Annotated in this window: 15 protein-coding genes; 3 read left to right on the forward strand and 12 right to left on the reverse strand. The window is 41.7% G+C overall.

All coding sequences use genetic code 11. From position 1 onward, the window contains the following. Positions 1-28: 28 nt before the first annotated feature. Both PMAN_RS17165 and PMAN_RS17170 read left to right on the forward strand, forming a co-directional pair. Entirely contained in the window at positions 29-547 is a 519-nt protein-coding gene (locus PMAN_RS17165; protein ID WP_010556874.1) for a hypothetical protein, read from the forward strand. 274 nt (positions 548-821) lie between these two features. After that, positions 822-1,511: a helix-turn-helix transcriptional regulator gene (locus PMAN_RS17170; protein ID WP_008128493.1), complete on the forward strand. Its 690-nt coding sequence runs from the start codon at positions 822-824 to the stop codon at positions 1,509-1,511. Between the two features lie 79 nt (positions 1,512-1,590). Here the strand turns inward: PMAN_RS17170 and PMAN_RS17175 are convergent, their stop codons facing one another. From PMAN_RS17175 to PMAN_RS17190, 4 genes are read right to left on the reverse strand one after another with little or no spacing between them, the layout of a single operon-like run. After that, positions 1,591-2,364: a CsgG/HfaB family protein gene (locus tag PMAN_RS17175; RefSeq protein WP_010556873.1), complete on the reverse strand. Its 774-nt coding sequence runs from the start codon at positions 2,362-2,364 to the stop codon at positions 1,591-1,593. Then, positions 2,364-2,789, reverse strand: a complete 426-nt coding sequence (locus tag PMAN_RS17180; RefSeq protein WP_006792599.1) for a curli assembly protein CsgF — start codon at positions 2,787-2,789, stop codon at positions 2,364-2,366. The genes PMAN_RS17175 and PMAN_RS17180 overlap by 1 nt, the downstream gene beginning before the upstream one ends. Beyond that, entirely contained in the window at positions 2,779-3,174 is a 396-nt protein-coding gene (locus PMAN_RS17185; RefSeq protein WP_006792600.1) for a curli production assembly/transport protein CsgE, read from the reverse strand. The genes PMAN_RS17180 and PMAN_RS17185 overlap by 11 nt, the downstream gene beginning before the upstream one ends. A 43-nt stretch (positions 3,175-3,217) precedes the next feature. After that, positions 3,218-4,720, reverse strand: a complete 1,503-nt coding sequence (locus PMAN_RS17190) for a curlin (protein ID WP_010556872.1) — start codon at positions 4,718-4,720, stop codon at positions 3,218-3,220. Positions 4,721-5,225: 505 nt separating this feature from the next. Here PMAN_RS17190 and PMAN_RS17195 point away from each other — a divergent pair. After that, the gene (locus PMAN_RS17195; RefSeq protein WP_010556871.1) at positions 5,226-7,727 is read left to right on the forward strand and encodes a S8 family serine peptidase; all 2,502 of its coding nucleotides are present in this window, start codon (positions 5,226-5,228) and stop codon (positions 7,725-7,727) included. Between the two features lie 92 nt (positions 7,728-7,819). Here the strand turns inward: PMAN_RS17195 and puuE are convergent, their stop codons facing one another. From puuE to xdhA, 8 genes are read right to left on the reverse strand one after another with little or no spacing between them, the layout of a single operon-like run. Further along, positions 7,820-8,746: an allantoinase PuuE gene (gene puuE, locus PMAN_RS17200; RefSeq protein ID WP_010556870.1), complete on the reverse strand. Its 927-nt coding sequence runs from the start codon at positions 8,744-8,746 to the stop codon at positions 7,820-7,822. 1 nt (position 8,747) lies between these two features. After that, a complete protein-coding gene (locus PMAN_RS17205) occupies positions 8,748-9,959 on the reverse strand; it encodes a urate hydroxylase PuuD (RefSeq protein WP_010556869.1) in 1,212 nt (403 codons plus the stop codon). A gap of 3 nt (positions 9,960-9,962) precedes the next feature. Beyond that, positions 9,963-11,327, reverse strand: coding sequence for a guanine deaminase (gene guaD, locus PMAN_RS17210; RefSeq protein ID WP_010556868.1), 1,365 nt, complete (start codon positions 11,325-11,327; stop codon positions 9,963-9,965). A gap of 2 nt (positions 11,328-11,329) precedes the next feature. After that, positions 11,330-11,680: a hydroxyisourate hydrolase gene (uraH, locus tag PMAN_RS17215; protein ID WP_010556867.1), complete on the reverse strand. Its 351-nt coding sequence runs from the start codon at positions 11,678-11,680 to the stop codon at positions 11,330-11,332. After that, positions 11,677-12,177 carry a 2-oxo-4-hydroxy-4-carboxy-5-ureidoimidazoline decarboxylase gene (gene uraD / locus PMAN_RS17220; protein ID WP_010556866.1) on the reverse strand — a complete coding sequence of 167 codons (501 nt, stop codon included), beginning with the start codon at positions 12,175-12,177 and terminating at the stop codon, positions 11,677-11,679. Before uraD ends, uraH begins: the two co-directional genes overlap by 4 nt. Beyond that, positions 12,174-13,064, reverse strand: a complete 891-nt coding sequence (xdhC, locus tag PMAN_RS17225) for a xanthine dehydrogenase accessory protein XdhC (RefSeq protein WP_010556865.1) — start codon at positions 13,062-13,064, stop codon at positions 12,174-12,176. Before xdhC ends, uraD begins: the two co-directional genes overlap by 4 nt. Next, positions 13,057-15,396, reverse strand: coding sequence for a xanthine dehydrogenase molybdopterin binding subunit (xdhB, locus tag PMAN_RS17230; protein ID WP_010556864.1), 2,340 nt, complete (start codon positions 15,394-15,396; stop codon positions 13,057-13,059). Before xdhB ends, xdhC begins: the two co-directional genes overlap by 8 nt. Continuing rightward, positions 15,383-16,885, reverse strand: coding sequence for a xanthine dehydrogenase small subunit (xdhA, locus tag PMAN_RS17235; RefSeq protein ID WP_010556863.1), 1,503 nt, complete (start codon positions 16,883-16,885; stop codon positions 15,383-15,385). Before xdhA ends, xdhB begins: the two co-directional genes overlap by 14 nt. Positions 16,886-17,351: the final 466 nt, after the last annotated feature.

Genomic DNA, 17,351 nt, shown 5'->3' on the forward strand with positions numbered 1-17,351 from the left:
AATTTATTATAAAAACAGGCTAATTAGAATGATTAGATCAATATTTACAATGCTTTTGTTACTCTTAATAACAGGCTGCGCATCGCAATACCCTAATCAGCAAGTTGTCGGAAAGCAATTTCCAACGATTACTGGCGAAAGCTTAGAGAAGAAAGAATTTGTTATTCCGAGTGATTTTAAAACTGAAAAAACCTTGCTGCTTATAGGCTATAAACAAGATAGCCAGTTTGATATTGATCGCTGGTTAATCGGTTTAGATATGGCAGGTGTAACACTCCCTACCTATGAGTTACCTACCATTGCCGGCATGGCACCGCGAATGTTTAGCACGTTTATTGATAATGGTATGCGCAAAGGGATTCCTAAAGAGTTATGGGGTGGTGTTATTACTATTTATAAAGACGGTGAAGCGGTGCAAAAGTTTACTGGTAACCAAAGTCCTAACAATTCGCGCGTTATTCTTATAGATAGCACAGGGAAAATATTATATTTTTACGACCGAGGTTTCTCTGTTGATGCACTCAATAAATTAAAGGCAAAAATATAACGCTTTAAAGTGTGGTCGTTATTTATGGAAAATTTAAATAACGGCTCAGTATAATTTTTCAGTACTGAGTATTGAGATAAAGCTAATAGGTAATGCTCAACAGATCAGAGCAGTATAATATATGAGGTATAGTATAAATTAATTTTTAAGCTATTGTTATTTATATGTATTAATTTTTTCGCTGCTTTTTTCTCTTTATTCTTAATACTAAAATCGCATTGTAAACCTCGGATATTTTAGTTAATCTACTATCAAAGTTTCAAGGATGAAATCTATGCTAAAACCGCACACCGTATTTGTTAAAACCACCTTTCAATCTTCATTTCACTGTGAAAGTTACACAATTATATTAAAAACTATGCAGGCTATTTTTGGTGATATAAAAATGGATGATGCATTGCCTAAACCTGACGCGCGCGACAAGTTTGATTTATATTTAATTGATGGTGCTAAAAATAACTGGCTTGATTTATTACCTGCTGATTTACTTTGTTTAGCAAAAAAGCATAAGGTTGTTTTATTTAATGTTGAGCAAGAGGCTGTTTGCGAAAAAAACTTACTATTAAATCATGTTAATGGTGTTTTTTATAAATCGGATGCGCCAGAAGTTATTTTTAAGGGGTTAGTTAGGGTCACATCCGATGAACTGTGGTTTACCCGAAAAGTAATTTCTAAAGCATTTAGTGATATTTTATTAGTTGCTTCTTCTTTTAACTCTTTAAAAGACGATATTACTTTAAAGCAAGACGATTATGCTCACCTGACCAAACGCGAAAAGTCGGTTATCCATTTAATTGCTCAAGGCGCGAGTAATAACACGATCGCGGATAAACTTAATATAAGTGATCACACAGTAAAAACTCATTTGTATAGTGCCTTCAAAAAAACAAATTCACGAAATAGAGTAGAGCTTGCAAACTGGGCCCAGCGTTATGTAGCAGTATTATTACCTATGAGTAAGTAGCTTATTGCGGCTAAATAACAACATAAACCACATAAAAAGGCTACGTAATGTAGCCTTTTTAGTTTTTTAAAATAAAATATTAAGCTGCTTTTTGAGCCCATAAGCCTTTATCAATGCCCTTTGTAACTAGGTCGGTCAGTGCTTTTTCTATTGCTTGAGTAACACATATACTCATGGGTTCGTTGTCGCTAAAGCCACCTTCGGCTTCGGCAAGGCGCTTGTAGCTTACATATCTAAAAAAGCCTGCTCTCATTTCTTGGCTTAGTACTTTTTTGCTGGTGGCAACGCTCAATAGCACTTGGCCTGTTCGTACGTCTACGGCGCGTAAATATATTGAAATAGCATCTTCTCTATAAAGCTCAGAGGCGCCAATACCAAAGTACTCCATCCCTAAACCACCGGTTTTTACGTTGGTATCGTAGCTAATAATACCGCCTTCTAAAATTATTTTAGCGGTGGTTAATGGAGGAAGTTCAACACTGTTTGGGTTTTCTGATTGGGCTGCCCGAATAATTTTTCTTTCAGTTAATATATTTTGCAGACCTTCTCGTTCAACCGGTGTAAACCAGTCTGATTCATGAAGCGCTTGTACTAAAATAGAATTAGCGCCTTGTGTTACGGCAGTAGAAAAAGAGCTTACATTTGTTTGGGGTTTGTATTGACCTGTTTGATCTCTAAATGAGTAAACTGAAACCGGTATACTGCCTGCTGGCTTTGGTAAGTTTTTTAGATCGCTGAATATTTCTGTTGGCTCAAGGCTCATTGCATTTTGTTGTGACGGTGGAATTAATTTGCCTAATGTTGAGCAACCGCTTAGCAGTAATAGTATTGCTACTGTTATTATTTTTTTCATTATCCAAACCTCGGTACTTCAATAATCACGACGGTGTCATCAATAATATTTGTTATTTTGACTGTAATGGTATCAGCGGTGCTGGTGATGACTTCAATTTGATAATCGCCACTCATAAAAATTGAGTCTTGGTCAAAAATACTGTCTTCTATATCTTCCCCAAAGGCCATGTCTGTTATTTCACGTACCATACGGTTTAAATAAGTACGTTCAAGTGAGTCCTGAAATTGTTCAGCATAGCCTTTTTCGATTGAAGGCGCTTTATGCTTATTTTGGGCTTGTGCTTTACTCAATAGCATATTGGCATTAAGTGGGTTACCGCCAAAACTTGGGTTTATTGGGGTATAAACCATTTCAGTTGCTGATGCGCAAAAGGATAATGTTGTTATTATTGTAAATATTATTTTTTTCATTTTACCATCCATTTAAAGCCATATCTTTAGAAGATGTAGCCATGTTTGAGCGAGCCATTGCATCAATCACCGTATAGACCGCTTGTTCAACGCGTGCATCTAATGGCTCTAATCTGCGCCCTAAATAGGTTGCATATATAGTTTGATTGTTCATCACTAAGGTAAGCTTTGTTCCAGCTTTAGGTATTACTGTTTCTTTGATTTCAATGTTAAAACCAGCCGTTGAAGGTAAGTCTCGCCAGTAATTTGAAAATTCATAGTAAAATTGATGCCCAAATCGGCTAATGCTTCTATCAAGTAACAGCCCATCAATTTCAAGTTCATCTGCAGCAACACCTGGAGGGGCCAAATACAAAGCGAGTAAGAGCAGGAGAGTGATTTTTTTATTTATTTTCATAGTTTAAAATAGGGGAGTTGAAGCTCCCCTTCATTGTTATTAATTACATTTGTGTAATTGTGGCTGTATTACCGTCGCCAATTTGAGTAACCGTTACAGTACTATTAACACCAATAACACCCCCCTCAACAATGTTGTCATTGCCAAGTTGAGTTACATTGAATGTAACGTTTTCACCACCTACTAAAAACGGTGATTGCTCAGTACCAACAACCCAGTTATTTTCACCTTCTTGAGAAATATCTATGCTGTGGCCACTGCCTTCTACCATCATATCGATAAGGTTAAAGTCGCCATTTTGCGCAATATCAATTTGGTTAAAGTTACTATCAAGAATACCTGCAAGTGTAACCATGGTTTCATTTTGCAAGCCATCTTGTGTAATTTCGATGTCGTTTTCATTAGATGTAAGCGAAACGTCAGGGTAAGATGATTCAACAACGGCGATGTTTTCTTCACCAAGTTGGGTAAGGTTTACATCATTTCCTAGGCCATTAAAGTTTACTAAATGAGCTGAGTTAACATCGCCAAATTGGCTAATTGTAAATTCATTATCTGAGCCTAATACGCCCATGTATGCTTCATTTTCGCTACCATTTTGAATGGCTGTAAGCTCGTTGTCGTTACCAATTAACTCAGCAGTTGTTGTATTAACGTCACCATTTTGCATCGCCATTACTTCGTTGTTTTCGCCTTCAAATAAAGCTGAATCAACATTATTAGCCAAGCCTTCTTGGTCTATACCTACTTCGTTATCGCTACCTACAATAGCTGTGAAATTAACGGTGTTGTCAGCACCTTCTTGCTCAACACCAAACTCATTATTGTCACCGTAAAGATCTGAAAGTGTTACAGCATTTTGGTCGCCAACTTGCTCAATATCTAACTCGTTATCGTTACCTTGTAGCGAGGTCACTCTGAACGTATTATAAAAGCCGTCTTGCTCTACCATTACTGCATTATCGTCGCCTGTAGCGCTTGTAATTACAGCTTCATGCCATTCACCAGTTTGTAATGCGCTTAGCTCATTGCCACTGCCTTGCATGTCCATGTTGTAAAACCAATGACCACCTGTACCTTGTTCAATATCAACAGTGTTGTCATCACCCACAATAGAGTTGATTGCTTCATTGTTAAAAAATAAACCTTCGCCCTCTTGTGAAACATAAAGCTGATTATTGTTGCCGGTGACTGTAGTTAAAGCACCATTGTACAAACCGTCCTGAGAGTATATTTGTACGTTGTTATCGCCAACGGTGGTTACTTCTACAAAGTTACCTGTTTGGAATTGCGATACCTCGGTCGTGTTGTCATTACCAATGGTGGTAACCTGCATTGCATTGCCATCACCATCTTGCAGCAGTAATGCTGTGTTACCTACTTGGGTTTGCGCAAGTACCATTGAATTGCTCGTGCTTTGCACAGACACTTTTGTGCTTAAATCAGATACTGAGCCAGATTTAGTTGCTGTATCTGCAAAGGTAGAGAAGCTTGTGCCCATTGCAATTGCCACTGCACAGCTTAAAAGTGATTTATTTAACTTCATTATTTTCTCCTTGAAATAAAAATACCGAATGCCCTACGTTATTTTGTTTATATAGAGTATTCGCGTTTCCAGCATGCCGTGCCGGTATAAAGTTGTGATCTAAATGTTATTCAATGTTGTGTTGCGTTTTTTAAATGCACATTCACTGTATTCTTGAATTGTTAATTCTTAAATCATCTTTTTTTACCAATTTTTTTATTGTTTTAATACAATTGGTTATGGTGCTTATATTTTTATTCTCACTGTTTTATTAAAAAACCAGTAAAAATTGTTGATCTATTTAAGTGTCCGATTATAAGAATTTGGCTCATAAAAAAGACTGCTTTTAGTGTTTTTTTAGCTGCGCCACTGGTCAAAAATGTTGATTTTTTATTGTTTCCAATTTAAAGACTTGAGTAATTTTTGATTTGTTAGTTTGCTGGGTACATGCCATGTGATCTTTCTTATTCAATGTTGTCAGTAAACTTGCTTAAATTTTTAAGCTTAATCAACTATGGATAGAACAATGAAAACAAAATTATCTATTATTACACTAGCGCTTGTTCCTTGTTTAGCTGCTGCGCAACTACCAGAAACAAGTATTAAGCAATCAGTAACTGCAAGCAGTGATTCGCTTATTGTTAAATACAAAAAAAATGTGTCAGCTAAAATGCGTAAGCAAGCTCGGTCGTTAGTAAGAGCCAAAATCTCTGACATGAACAGCGATGAGGTTGATGATAACTATAAGTCTTTACTTTCAGGCCGCTTAGCTAAATTTAAAGTAACGGGTATGAGTACTAAAGAGGCAATAAAACGTCTTAAAACTCATCAGGCTATTGAATATGTTGAACCAGACTACCGTGTAAGCATTGCCACTACGCCAAATGATCCGCGTTTTGGTGACCTGTGGGGTTTAAATAACGAGGGTCAAACCGGTGGTGTAGCTGACGCCGATATTGATGCACCTGAAGCATGGTCAATTTCTACGGGTAGTAGAGATGTGGTTGTTGGTGTAATTGATACCGGTGTTGATTATAGTCACCCCGATCTTTTAGCAAATGCTTGGGTTAACCCTGGTGAGATAGCTGGCGATGGAATTGATAACGACGGTAACGGTTATGTTGATGATGTTCATGGCATCAATGCAATTACTAACTCAGGCGACCCGATGGACGACCAAGGGCATGGTACGCATGTTTCAGGAACCATTGGTGCAAGTGGCAACAATAACGAAGGCATTGTGGGTGTAAATCATGATGTATCTATCGCTGGTTGTAAATTTTTAGATGCTTCAGGTAGTGGTTCAACGTCTGATGCTATTAAATGTATTGACTACATGGTTGGTCTTAAAAACTCAGGTGTTAACCTTCGCGTACTAAATAATAGTTGGGGTGGAGGCGGTTATAGCCAAGCTTTAGCCGATGCAATAACGGCCAGTGAAGACGCAGACATTTTATTCGTAGCAGCAGCAGGGAATGACGCAGTAGATAACGATGTAAACCCGCACTACCCATCTAACTACGAAAACGACAGCGTGCTATCAATTGCAAGTACAGATAGCAGTGATAATATGTCTGGTTTTTCGCAGTGGGGTCTAGAAAGTGTTGATATGGGCGCGCCGGGTAGCGCTATTCTTTCAACTATTCCAGGTGGCGGTTACGCTACTTATTCTGGCACTTCAATGGCAACACCACATGTTGCAGGTGTGGCTGCTCTTGTTCTTTCAGTAAACCCAGATTTAACAACAGTAGAGTTAAAAGAGCTGCTAATGAGCAGCGGCGATGCCAATACTGCTTTAACGGGTAAAACTGTTGCAGGTACGCGTTTAAATGCAAACCAGGCATTATTAGATGCTGACCCTACACCTGGCTTTAAATTATCGGTTACTCCAACAACTCAGCAAGCAACCGTTGGCGATACAGTTACCTACACGTTTGAGATTGGTTCGATTGCGCAGTGGGATGGCGATGTAGCGCTTTCGCTTAGTTCTAGTCTAGAGGGGGCTTCACTTAGTGCTTCTACAGCACGCCCAGGTGATGAGGTTGTTTTAACTGTAAATACGTTTGATGACACGCCTTGGGGTAATTATGATTTTATGGTTGAGGCAAGTACAGATCAGCAGTTAAAAACACAAACTGTGTCATTAATGCTACAGCCTGCAGGCTTAAACGATTTTACATATAGCAGTGATGAAAACGTATCTATTCCAGATAACGATCCACAAGGTGCAAGCTCTGTAATTACCGTTGCTGATGATTTAACTCTTTTTGGCACTTCCGCCGATGTAAACATTACTCACACGTGGTCTGGTGACTTGGTACTGACGCTAACATCAGCTCAAGGTTCTGAAGTTACGTTACAAAGTAACCAAGGTGGCAGTGAAGACGATATTGTTAAAACATTTACATCAAGCGCATTTAACGGCGAAGTTGCAACAGGTGATTGGACGTTACACGTTGTAGATACAGCGGGAGCTGATGTTGGTAACATCAATGGTTGGTCTCTTACATTTAGTGCGATTGGAGAAGTTACTCCACAGCCACCACAAGCGAGCTTTGACACTGAAATAGAAGGCTTAACGGCCATGTTTACAGATGCAAGTACTGATGCCAACAGCGATATTACACAGTGGAGCTGGAGCTTTGGTGATGGGGCAACATCGTCTGATCAAAATCCAACTCATGTGTACGCAGGCTCTGGCAGCTACAACGTTGAATTAACCGTAACAGACAGCGAAGGTAATACGAGTACGTATATGCAAACGGTTGTTGTTAGTGATGTAGATATTGAGCTTACATTAAAACGCGCTAATAAATCACGCTTGGGTACTATGCGTGTAGATCTTAGCTGGGGCACAGTAGGAGCTGAATCGATGAACGTTTACCGTAATGGTGAGCTAATTGATACTACGTCGGATAACGGCCGCTACCGTGATTACGAGCGTGGTGCTTCACTTTCTAGCTACGATTACCAATTATGTGTTTCTGATAACGTATGCTCTAACATCGTAACAGTAACATTTAATTAAGTAACACCCCCTTAGAGTAACCAAAGCCCAGCTATGCTGGGCTTTTTATGTTTTACAATGCCATTATTTTAGAAGCGTCGTCATAATTATAATTATTTGTATGGATGGGTTTTAAGCCAGTGCTCCGCAATTTGCTCGCGCGTGGCAAACCATACCTGCTCATGCGAGCGGGCATATTCTAAAAACCGTGCGAGGGCTTTAATGCGTCCAGGGCGGCCAATTAAGCGGCAATGCAGCCCTATCGACATCATTTTTGGGGTGTTTTCACCTTGTGGATCGCCTTCTGCATAAAGCGTATCGAATGCATCTTTTAAATAATTATAAAATTGATCGCCGGCGTTAAAGCCTTGCACAGCAGCAAAGCGCATGTCGTTTACATCAAGCGTGTAGGGCACTATTAACTGTGGTTTACCTTCTTTAATACTGTAAAAGGGTAAGTCGTCGCTGTAGTCATCGGCATCATATAAAAACGAGCCATTTTCTACCACTAGGGCAGCAGTATTTGGGCTTGTGCGTCCGGTGTACCAGCCTTTAGGCTTTTTACCGGTAAGTGCTTGAATGATCTCAATGGCTTTTTGCATGTGCTCGCGCTCGGTTTGCTTATCTATATGTTGATAGTTGATCCAGCGCAGACCATGGCTTGCAATTTCGTGTCCTGCCTCAACAAACGCTTTAGCTACATCGGGATGGCGCTCAAGGGCCATTGCGACTGCAAAAATGGTGACCGGTATATCGTATTTTTTAAAGAGTTTAAGTAAACGCCACACACCTGCTCGTGAGCCATATTCGTATATGGACTCCATGCTTATATGGCGGTTTTCTACATGCGGGGCGCTGACTATTTCAGACAAAAATGTTTCAGCCGCTGCATCACCGTGTAATACACAGTTTTCGCCGCCTTCTTCGTAATTTAATACCACTTGCACGGCTATGCGGGCTTTATTGGGCCAATTTGCATGGGGCACCTGTGAGCCATAACCAATTAAATCGCGCGGGTAGTGTTTAAATTGCTCGCTCATGCTATTGCTCCTTTTTTACTGTACTTAGCCAAGTGCCCAGCGTTTCGCGCTCTGTATCAGTCATTTTGGTCATATTAGCCAATGGCATATCTTTGGTAATAACGGCGCGGGTATGAATAAGTGCACTGGCTTTTTTTACATCATTGATAGAGTCGAGCTTAAAGCCAAGGGGCGCTGTTTGAAAAAGCTCAGATGTAGGTGTTTCACTGTGGCACTGTGTACAGTGCTTGCTGATTATATCCCAAACTTGAGTGTCGGTAATGCTCGCTTGTAAAGGTGCGTTTTCGTCTGCATTTGTTGGGCTGCTAGGCCAAGGCGCTATGGCAAGCATTAAGGCAAAAAAGGCGGCAATACCACTTATAAGTACCGAGGGTTTATTAACGCCTTGGTGCTTTAAGTTAAAGTAATGGCGTATCCACATGCCAATGCCAAATAGCGCAATTAATATAAGCCAGCCAAAGCTGTGGCTGTAGGTATATGGAAAGTGGTTGCTCAGCATAATAAATACCACAGGTAACGTGGCGTAGTTATTATGAATAGAGCACAGCTTTGCTTTTAAACCCGGTGCTGAATCAGGAATGCGGCCAGCTTCTACTTCGCTTACCATGTAGCGTTGCCCTGGCATAATAATGTGGTACACATTGCCAACCATACACGTACCAATAAGCGCACCTACATGAATATAAACCGCGCGGTCACTAAATAGCTGATCGACCCCGTAAGTCCAAAGGGCCAATATGCCAATAACCATAGCAATAAACGCTTTACCGTTTTCAACGAGCGGGGTTTTGCATAATAATCGATAAACACCATAACCTAAGCCAATAAAGCCAAGCGACGCGCCAATAGCGGCAAATTTACTTAGTTCACTTTTACTGTTATCGATTAGGTAAACATCGGCGCCAACATAATAAAGTAGGCTAAATAATAAAATACCGGTGATCCACGTTGTGTAGGCTTCCCATTTAAACCAGTGCAGGGTGTGTGGCATTTGTTCAGGGCCATTTTGATACTTAGCCACTTCGTAAAAGCCACCGCCGTGCACGGCCCATAAATCGCCTTTTATACCTTTGTCTTGTTTCCACTGGGGTGGTGTTTGTAAGTTGTTATCAAGCCATGCAAAATAAAACGATGCCCCAATCCAGGCTATGCCCGCAATTACATGAAAATAACGCAATACTAAGTGAGCAAGCTCAAATAAATAATTTTCCATTGGCTAAGCCTCTTCTAATTGCGGTGTGTGGGTGGCTGTAAACTGTTTTTTATCATCGCGCTTATATACGCTTTCACCCATTATGTAGGTTTGTTCAATGCAGCGGTCGTCGCCTAGCATCATCATGGCAAAAAGTTGCTCGTGCAGGGTTTTTGCGTGGCCAATTCTGAACTTTAAAAACGAGGTGGCTGCGTAATCCATTACAATAAAGTCAGCCTCGCAACCTATTGCAAAATTACCTATGGTGCCCTCTAAATCAAGGGCTCGCGCACCGCCAAGAGTTGCTAAGTATAGGCCCTTAAAAGCTGAGAATTTTTGACCTTGAAGCTGCTGAATTTTGTACGCTTCGTTGCCTGTTTGCAGCATCGAAAAACTTGTTCCTGCGCCTACATCAGTTCCCATGCCTACATTAATACCGTGCTCTTCACAGGCCTTTAAGTTTAATAAGCCAGAGCCTAAAAATAAGTTAGAGGTAGGGCAGTGAGAAATAGCCGCGTTGTTATCGGCAAGGCAGCAAAGCTCGCGCTCAGATAAATGAATACTATGAGCAAATACCGAACGTTTACGCACCATTTTAGCTTGCTCGTAAACACTTAAGTAGTCATCAGCCTCTGGGAATAACCCTTTTACCCATTCACACTCGTCTTTGTTTTCAGATAAGTGCGTATGCAGGTACGTGTCGGGGTGTTCTTCTAATAGCTGAGTACATTTTTGTAGTTGCTCAGGGGTAGATGTAGGTGCAAAACGAGGGGTTACCGCATAGCTCAACCTATCAACGTTGTGCCATTTTTTTATGAGTGCTTTTGATTGTTCGTAACTGGTTTGTGCGCAATCTGATAAATCGTCAGGGCAATTACGGTCCATCATTACCTTACCGGCAATCATGCGTAAATTACGTTTTTGAGATTCGTTAAAAAACGCATCAACCGATTGTGGGTGTACCGTACCAAACACTAGCGCGGTGGTGGTGCCATTACGTAGTAGCTCATCTAAAAAGCGATTTGAGACTTCACTTGAGTAAACTTCACTGGCAAACTTTTTTTCAGTAGGGAAGGCGTATTCGGTAAGCCAGCTTAAAAGCTGCTCGCCATACGCGCCGACCATTTCGGTTTGTGGTAAATGTATGTGCGTGTCTATCATGCCGGGCATAACCAATTTGCCATCGTGGCGAATAATAGTGGCTGATTTATCTAAGCTTGGCAGTATGTCTTGCTCGTAACCAAGGTTAACCACTTTACCGTTTTGAATAACTAATGCGCCTTTTTCAAAATAGCGGTGGGCGTTGTCGCCTACTATGGCGGGGTCGTCAACAAAATCGAGTATGTTGGCACAAATTACGGTTAGTTTATTATTGTTTTGCGTGCTCATAATTAGCTGCCTCTGTACGTTGAGTAGCCAAACGGGCTAAGCAATAACGGGATGTGATGATGCTTTTGATCTTGCAATCTAAAGGTTATTTGCGCTTCTGGATAAAACGCTGGGGTAGGCTGGTTTTTATAGTAACTATCTAAATCAAATACCAACTTATAGGTTGCAAATTCTACGTCTGTATTTAGCCAGTCGGTAATGCGCCCGTCGCTATTTGTGTTACCTTGGGCAATTAATTCCCACTTGTTATTAGTGTATACAAACAAGTGTACAGCTACATTTGCTGCAGGTTTACCGGTGCTGGTATCGAGAATATGGGTAGTGATAGGGCTTTTGTTCATACTTTTATTCATATCAGGGACTCCAATCTTATTTTTGTTATTTTGGCTTGTTCGCTCGCGGCAATTGTTAGCTCTTTTTCGCGGGTGTTGTGTACGCGCTGCTCTATTAGCTCAAGCATTTGCTCAGCACTTTTACCGCTGGCACACACAATAAAAATAAAGCCAAATTTACTGAGGTATTGTTTATTTAGCTCAATCATTTTTTTTAGGGTTTGCTCGTTTGCTTTGCTCATACCCGATTGTTCGTGCCCCGCTTTTTTTGCGGTAGCGGCGTACTTTTTACTTAATGTTGATAAATCGCCTATTTGCGGGTGGCCTTCAAAAGCGGCCAAATAATCGCTCTCACTTAGGCTATCCCATACGGTTTGCGCACTGTGAAAGAGGTGCTCTTTATTTTCAAATGGCATGATATTTAGCATACCGAGTACCCAGTTAGGAGCGGCGCAGCAGTGCTCTAATGCTTGATGCGCTTGCGCTGCATTTAGGTCGTTAATTTTTAAGCTACTCATGCGCTTTCTTCCTCGTGCGTGGTGCTAATTAATGCATTTTTAAGTACGCGCCATTGCAGGCCTTGGCGTTTGGGCGCATGGGTTTGCATAGCTTGATAAAGGCCAATTAACTGCCCGCTAATCGAAATGGCTACTTCCATAGGGAGCTTGCCCGTTACATTTTCAAGCCCAACAGGGCAGGTCATTTGGTTTATTTGCTCGGTGGTAAAATTGCGATGAGCTAAGCGTTGTTTAAAGCGTTTTGCTTTGGTATCTGAGCCAATTACACCAAGCCAATTGGCATCAGCGCGTTTAATAATGGCTTGTGTGAGTGCAAAATCGAGCTGGTGGTTATGGGTTAATATTAAGTAATTATTAGTTTTAGGGGCGCGTTTTACTTGCTCTGTTGGCTCTTCATCAACCACTTTTATTACGTTATTAGGAATAGCTTGTGGGAATACATCGGCGCGGCTATCTATCCAACGTATGCGCATCGGTAATTGCGCCAATATACCAATAAGCGCCTGTGCTACATGGCCTGCGCCGTATATGTCAAGGGTAAAGCGCTCGCATTGCATGCACTCAAGCATAACGGTGGCAGCTCCGCCGCAGCACTGGCCTAAATTTGCGCCTAAGTTAAATTGCTCTATCACTTGGGCTGCCTCGCCTTTAGCAAGTAGCTCGCGGGCTTTTTCTATTACTACGTATTCAAGGTGACCACCGCCAAGAGTGTCGTAAATATGCTCGCCGCTTATTACCATTTTAGAGCCTGTACCACGTGGAGTTGAGCCATTGGTGCCAAGCACAGTGGCAATAACATAATTAGTGCCGCTTTGTTCGTGCTGGTTTATAGCTTGCGCCCAATTTTGCGTATGAAAACCCTGAAACGACTCATTTAAATTAGCCATGTTGCTGCTCCTTAAACCAGCTAGCGGTTTGCTCAATTGCATTTAATACACGTTCAGGTGTAGCAGGCGTATCAAGTGGGGCGGTGTATTTGTAATCAGCCACACTGCTTATGGCATTACGAATAGCACTCCACACACTAAAGGCCAACATAAACGGCGGTTCGCCAACTGCTTTTGATCTAAAAACGGTGGTTTCTGGGTTGGCCGAGTTATATAAATTGACGTTAAATTCGGCTGGGGTATCGCCAATTGCAGGAATTTTATAGTTAGCAGGGCCAAAGCTGGCAAGCTGGCCTTTTTCGTTCCATTGTAAGTCTTCAGTGGTGAGCCAGCCCATACCTTGCACAAAAGCCCCTTCAACTTGCCCTATATCAAGTGCTGGGTTAATTGAGCTGCCCACATCGTGCAGAATATCAACACGGGTTACGATGTTTTCGCCTGTCAGCGTATCGATTTCTACTTCACTCAGTGCTACGCCGTGCGCGTAGTAAAAAAATGGGCGGCCTTCGCCTTTAGCTCTGTCGTAATGAATTTTAGGCGTGGCGTAATAACCGGTTGATGAAAGCGATATACGGTTCATGTAAGCAAGGTTTGCAAGTTCGCTAAAGCTAATTTCGCCTTTGCTAAAGGTAATCAGGTTATCTTTAAATACAATACTTTGGCTGTCTGCTTCAAAGTGCTCGCTTATAAAGTTTATTAAGCGTTCTTTTATGGTGTTTACCGCGTTTAGCGCCGCCATGCCGTTTAGGTCAGTCCCGCTTGAAGCCGCGGTTGGCGAGGTGTTTGGTACTTTGTCGGTACGAGTAGCGCTTATGCTTACTGCGTCAAAATCAACGCCAAAGCCATGGGCTACTATTTGCGCTATTTTTGTATTAAGCCCTTGGCCCATTTCGGTGCCGCCATGGTTTAAATGAATTGATCCATCGCTATATACATGCACGAGTGCACCCGCCTGGTTTAAGTGCTGTACGGTAAACGATATACCGTATTTAACCGGCGTCATCGCAAGGCCTTTTTTGATAATGGGCGATGATGCATTAAAGGCTTTAATTGCCTTTTTTCGCGCCCAGTAATCACCCGACTCCTCAAGCTGGCTTATCATATCTTTTAAAATATGCTGCTCTACTGTTTGATGATACGGCGTAGTGTCGCGGCCTTTTTTGTATAAATTAAGTTTTCGGATCTCAAGCGGATCTTTACCCAATTTAGCGGCTATATCGTCCATTATTAGCTCGCCCATGATCATGCCTTGCGGGCCACCAAATCCTCTGAATGCGGTGTGGCTTACAGTATTAACTTTACAGCGATTCCCTTTAATTGTGGCGGCTGGGTAGTAATAAGCGTTATCGGCATGAAACATAGCGCGGTCTACAATGGCATCGGATAAGTCAGGCGAATAACCACAAAACCCATTTACGGTTACATCAGCGCCTTCAATTAGGCCATTTTGGTCAAACCCTACATGGTATTGATTATAAAATGGGTGGCGTTTACCGGTAAGTTTAAAGTCGTCGCTGCGGGCTAGGCGCATTTTAACGGCGCAGCCAAGGTGATAAACCGCAAGCGCTGCAAGGCAAGCCCACGGCGCGCCTTGAGTTTCTTTGCCGCCAAAAGCACCGCCCATTCGGCGGGTTTCTACGTTTACAAAGCTAAATGGCTTTTTTAAAATTTTGGCAACTAAGTGCTGCACCTCTGTTGGGTGCTGCGTAGAACATTGCACATGAATCCCGCCATCGTTGTCGGGCTGAGCGAATGCTATTTGCCCCTCAAGGTAAAAGTGTTCTTGCCCGCCTATGTGTATTTCACCTTTAAGTTGGTGGGCTGCATTATTTATGGCTTGCTCGCTATTACCGCGCTTGAGTGAATGTGGCGGTCTTACCCAGTGCTCTTTTTTTATCGCTTCTTTAATATCAAGTATGGGGGTGGTTTGCTCGCACTCTATAACCACTAAGCGAGCAGCGCGGCGCGCCATTTCGTAGCTGTCGGCAACGACTACCAGCACAGGTTGCCCGTGGTATTGAATTTCGTGATTGGTTAATAGCACATCACCTGGGAATATTGGGCCAATATCAAGCTTACCGGGTACATCATCAGCCGATAAAATACGCTTAACACCTGCCACTTCAAGCGCTTTGCTTGTATCAATTGATTTAATAAAGCCGCTGGTAATGGGCGCAAGTACAGGGTAGGCGTGTAAGCAGCCATGAGGCTCTGGGTTATCGTCGGCGTAGTTTGCATTGCCACATACTTGTTTTATTGCACTTTCGTGGTACTTAGATTGGCCAACGCTTCCGCCTTGGGCTTTTAGTTTATCCATTTCAAAGTGACGCATGTGAGATCCTCGTAATGGCAATGTTGTTATTATTTTTATTGCTACTAGGCTGTGCATCGCAAAACTCAATACCAATACGTTGTAGCAAGTTTTTGCTTACCGTAGTGCGATAATGTGCGCTGCTGCGTACATCGCTCATTGGGGAAAAGTCGTCATTTATAGCGGCTGCGGCATCTATAAACGTACTTACTTGTAAGGGCTTAGCATTAAGTTTTTGCTCTATGTGCGCGGCGCGTTTGGGTATTGCTGCCATACCGCCCATGGCGCAGCGGGCATTGCTAATTACGCCTTGCGTTTGCTCTATAGCCAGTACTAAACAAACAGTAGATATATCATCTTCAAAGCGTTTTGAAATTTTATGACACGCAAGCTTTAACGAGTCTGGGCGTTTAGGTACGGTAATTTTGCTAATGACTTCGTCGCTTTTAATGACTGTTTTTTTGTAATCAACAAAGTAGTCGGCCACGTTTATAGTGCGTGTGCCTGCTGCGCTTAATAAATCCATAGTGGCATTAAGTGCAATTAATAATGGAGCTGGGTCGCCAATTGGAGAGGCGTTTCCTATGCTGCCGCCTAAGGTGCCACTGTTACGTACTTGATTAGAGCCTAGGCGTTCAAACAGCTCTTTAGACTCAGGGTAGTAAGTGCAAAACGCTTCAACAAATTGGCTGTAAGGTAGTGCTGCACCAATATGTAGCTCACCGTTGTTATCGCTTAATGTGCACAGCTCACTGGTTTGGCTAAGGGATATTATTACATCGGGCAATAGCATGTTTTGGCTAAGCTCAATGGCAAAGTCGGTGCCACCAGCAACCAAGTGTGCATGCGGGTAACGCGCTTTAAGCTCAACAAGTTGCGCTGCACTTTGCGGTAAATAAAACGTACGAGGGCCATTTTTTAAGCAAGGAATATCATCACCTATATTTAGTGATGCCTTAAATTGTGCCGCCATGGCTGAGTAAGGCTCATTTTTACGCTCATAGCTGTAGGCTTTTTCAACTGCGAGTAAAATAGGGCTATAGCCAGTACAACGGCACAAGTTACCACCTAAAGCATGAATAGCGGCTTTTTTACCTGGGTAACTCGGGTTATTAATATAAAGCGCCAGCATACTCATTATTATGCCAGGGGTACAAAAACCACATTGCGAACCATGGCACTCTACTAGTGCGCGTTGTACTGGGTGTAAGTCATCAAGGGTTGGGTAAAGCCCCGCTGTTACAGCTTCTACGGTTACTATGTGTTTTGCGTGTGCATTGCCTAATAAAAGCAGGCAGCTGTTCATGGTTTGGTAGTGCCAAACAGGGTTACCGTTTAAGTTTGTTTTTTCTTCGCCGACTAAAATTGTGCACGCGCCGCAATCGCCTGTAGCACACCCTTCTTTGGTGCCCACTTTCCCTTTTTTGGTGCGTAGCCAGTCCAAAATGGTGAGACTTGGCGAGCATTCTTGTTCTTCAATTGGCGTGTCATTTAATAAAAACTGAATCACACAGACCCCCTTAGCTTTTTAACACCTTGTTTTTAATAAGGTTTGTTGTTTGCTTTTTCGTATTGTTATTGCGCAAGTAAGAAAAAAGCTGTTTTATTATGATTAATACTTTGCAGTTAACATGCCATATCTGACCGATCGGTTAGCTTCTTGTGTCTCAGTGAGTTTAATAAGCATTAAAAGCAAGGTTGTGGGTTGTTTATTTGCTTTTATATCAGTAATTTATTTTATTTTTGTTCTTTTTTATATGAGGTGGTTAAATTTTTTTGTTAGCTTTTAGGTGAGATTTAAATAGCTTTTATATATAAACCTGACCAAAAGGATATGTTTATTTTTGTGAGCTTTTTGCTTTTGAAAAGTGCGTTTACATAACTTTTTAAGTTACAGATGTGTGAATATTTGATTGGCTAGGTTGAATTACTTTTTGTAAAAATAAGGTCTTTGTTAGCCATTACAGATTTAATGG

Origin of the sequence: Pseudoalteromonas marina (assembly GCF_000238335.3) — a bacterium.
Classification (GTDB): domain Bacteria; phylum Pseudomonadota; class Gammaproteobacteria; order Enterobacterales; family Alteromonadaceae; genus Pseudoalteromonas; species Pseudoalteromonas marina.

Excerpts from the sequence above, each read along its gene's own strand:
- PMAN_RS17165 (WP_010556874.1), top strand. The coding sequence starts at position 29 with ATGATTAGATCAATATTTACAATGCTTTTGTTACTCTTAATAACAGGC.
- PMAN_RS17170 (WP_008128493.1), top strand. The coding sequence starts at position 822 with ATGCTAAAACCGCACACCGTATTTGTTAAAACCACCTTTCAATCTTCA.
- PMAN_RS17175 (WP_010556873.1), bottom strand. The coding sequence starts at position 2,364 with ATGAAAAAAATAATAACAGTAGCAATACTATTACTGCTAAGCGGTTGC.
- PMAN_RS17180 (WP_006792599.1), bottom strand. The coding sequence starts at position 2,789 with ATGGATGGTAAAATGAAAAAAATAATATTTACAATAATAACAACATTA.
- PMAN_RS17185 (WP_006792600.1), bottom strand. The coding sequence starts at position 3,174 with ATGAAAATAAATAAAAAAATCACTCTCCTGCTCTTACTCGCTTTGTAT.
- PMAN_RS17190 (WP_010556872.1), bottom strand. The coding sequence starts at position 4,720 with ATGAAGTTAAATAAATCACTTTTAAGCTGTGCAGTGGCAATTGCAATG.
- PMAN_RS17195 (WP_010556871.1), top strand. The coding sequence starts at position 5,226 with ATGAAAACAAAATTATCTATTATTACACTAGCGCTTGTTCCTTGTTTA.
- puuE (WP_010556870.1), bottom strand. The coding sequence starts at position 8,746 with ATGAGCGAGCAATTTAAACACTACCCGCGCGATTTAATTGGTTATGGC.
- PMAN_RS17205 (WP_010556869.1), bottom strand. The coding sequence starts at position 9,959 with ATGGAAAATTATTTATTTGAGCTTGCTCACTTAGTATTGCGTTATTTT.
- guaD (WP_010556868.1), bottom strand. The coding sequence starts at position 11,327 with ATGAGCACGCAAAACAATAATAAACTAACCGTAATTTGTGCCAACATA.
- uraH (WP_010556867.1), bottom strand. The coding sequence starts at position 11,680 with ATGAATAAAAGTATGAACAAAAGCCCTATCACTACCCATATTCTCGAT.
- uraD (WP_010556866.1), bottom strand. The coding sequence starts at position 12,177 with ATGAGTAGCTTAAAAATTAACGACCTAAATGCAGCGCAAGCGCATCAA.
- xdhC (WP_010556865.1), bottom strand. The coding sequence starts at position 13,064 with ATGGCTAATTTAAATGAGTCGTTTCAGGGTTTTCATACGCAAAATTGG.
- xdhB (WP_010556864.1), bottom strand. The coding sequence starts at position 15,396 with ATGCGTCACTTTGAAATGGATAAACTAAAAGCCCAAGGCGGAAGCGTT.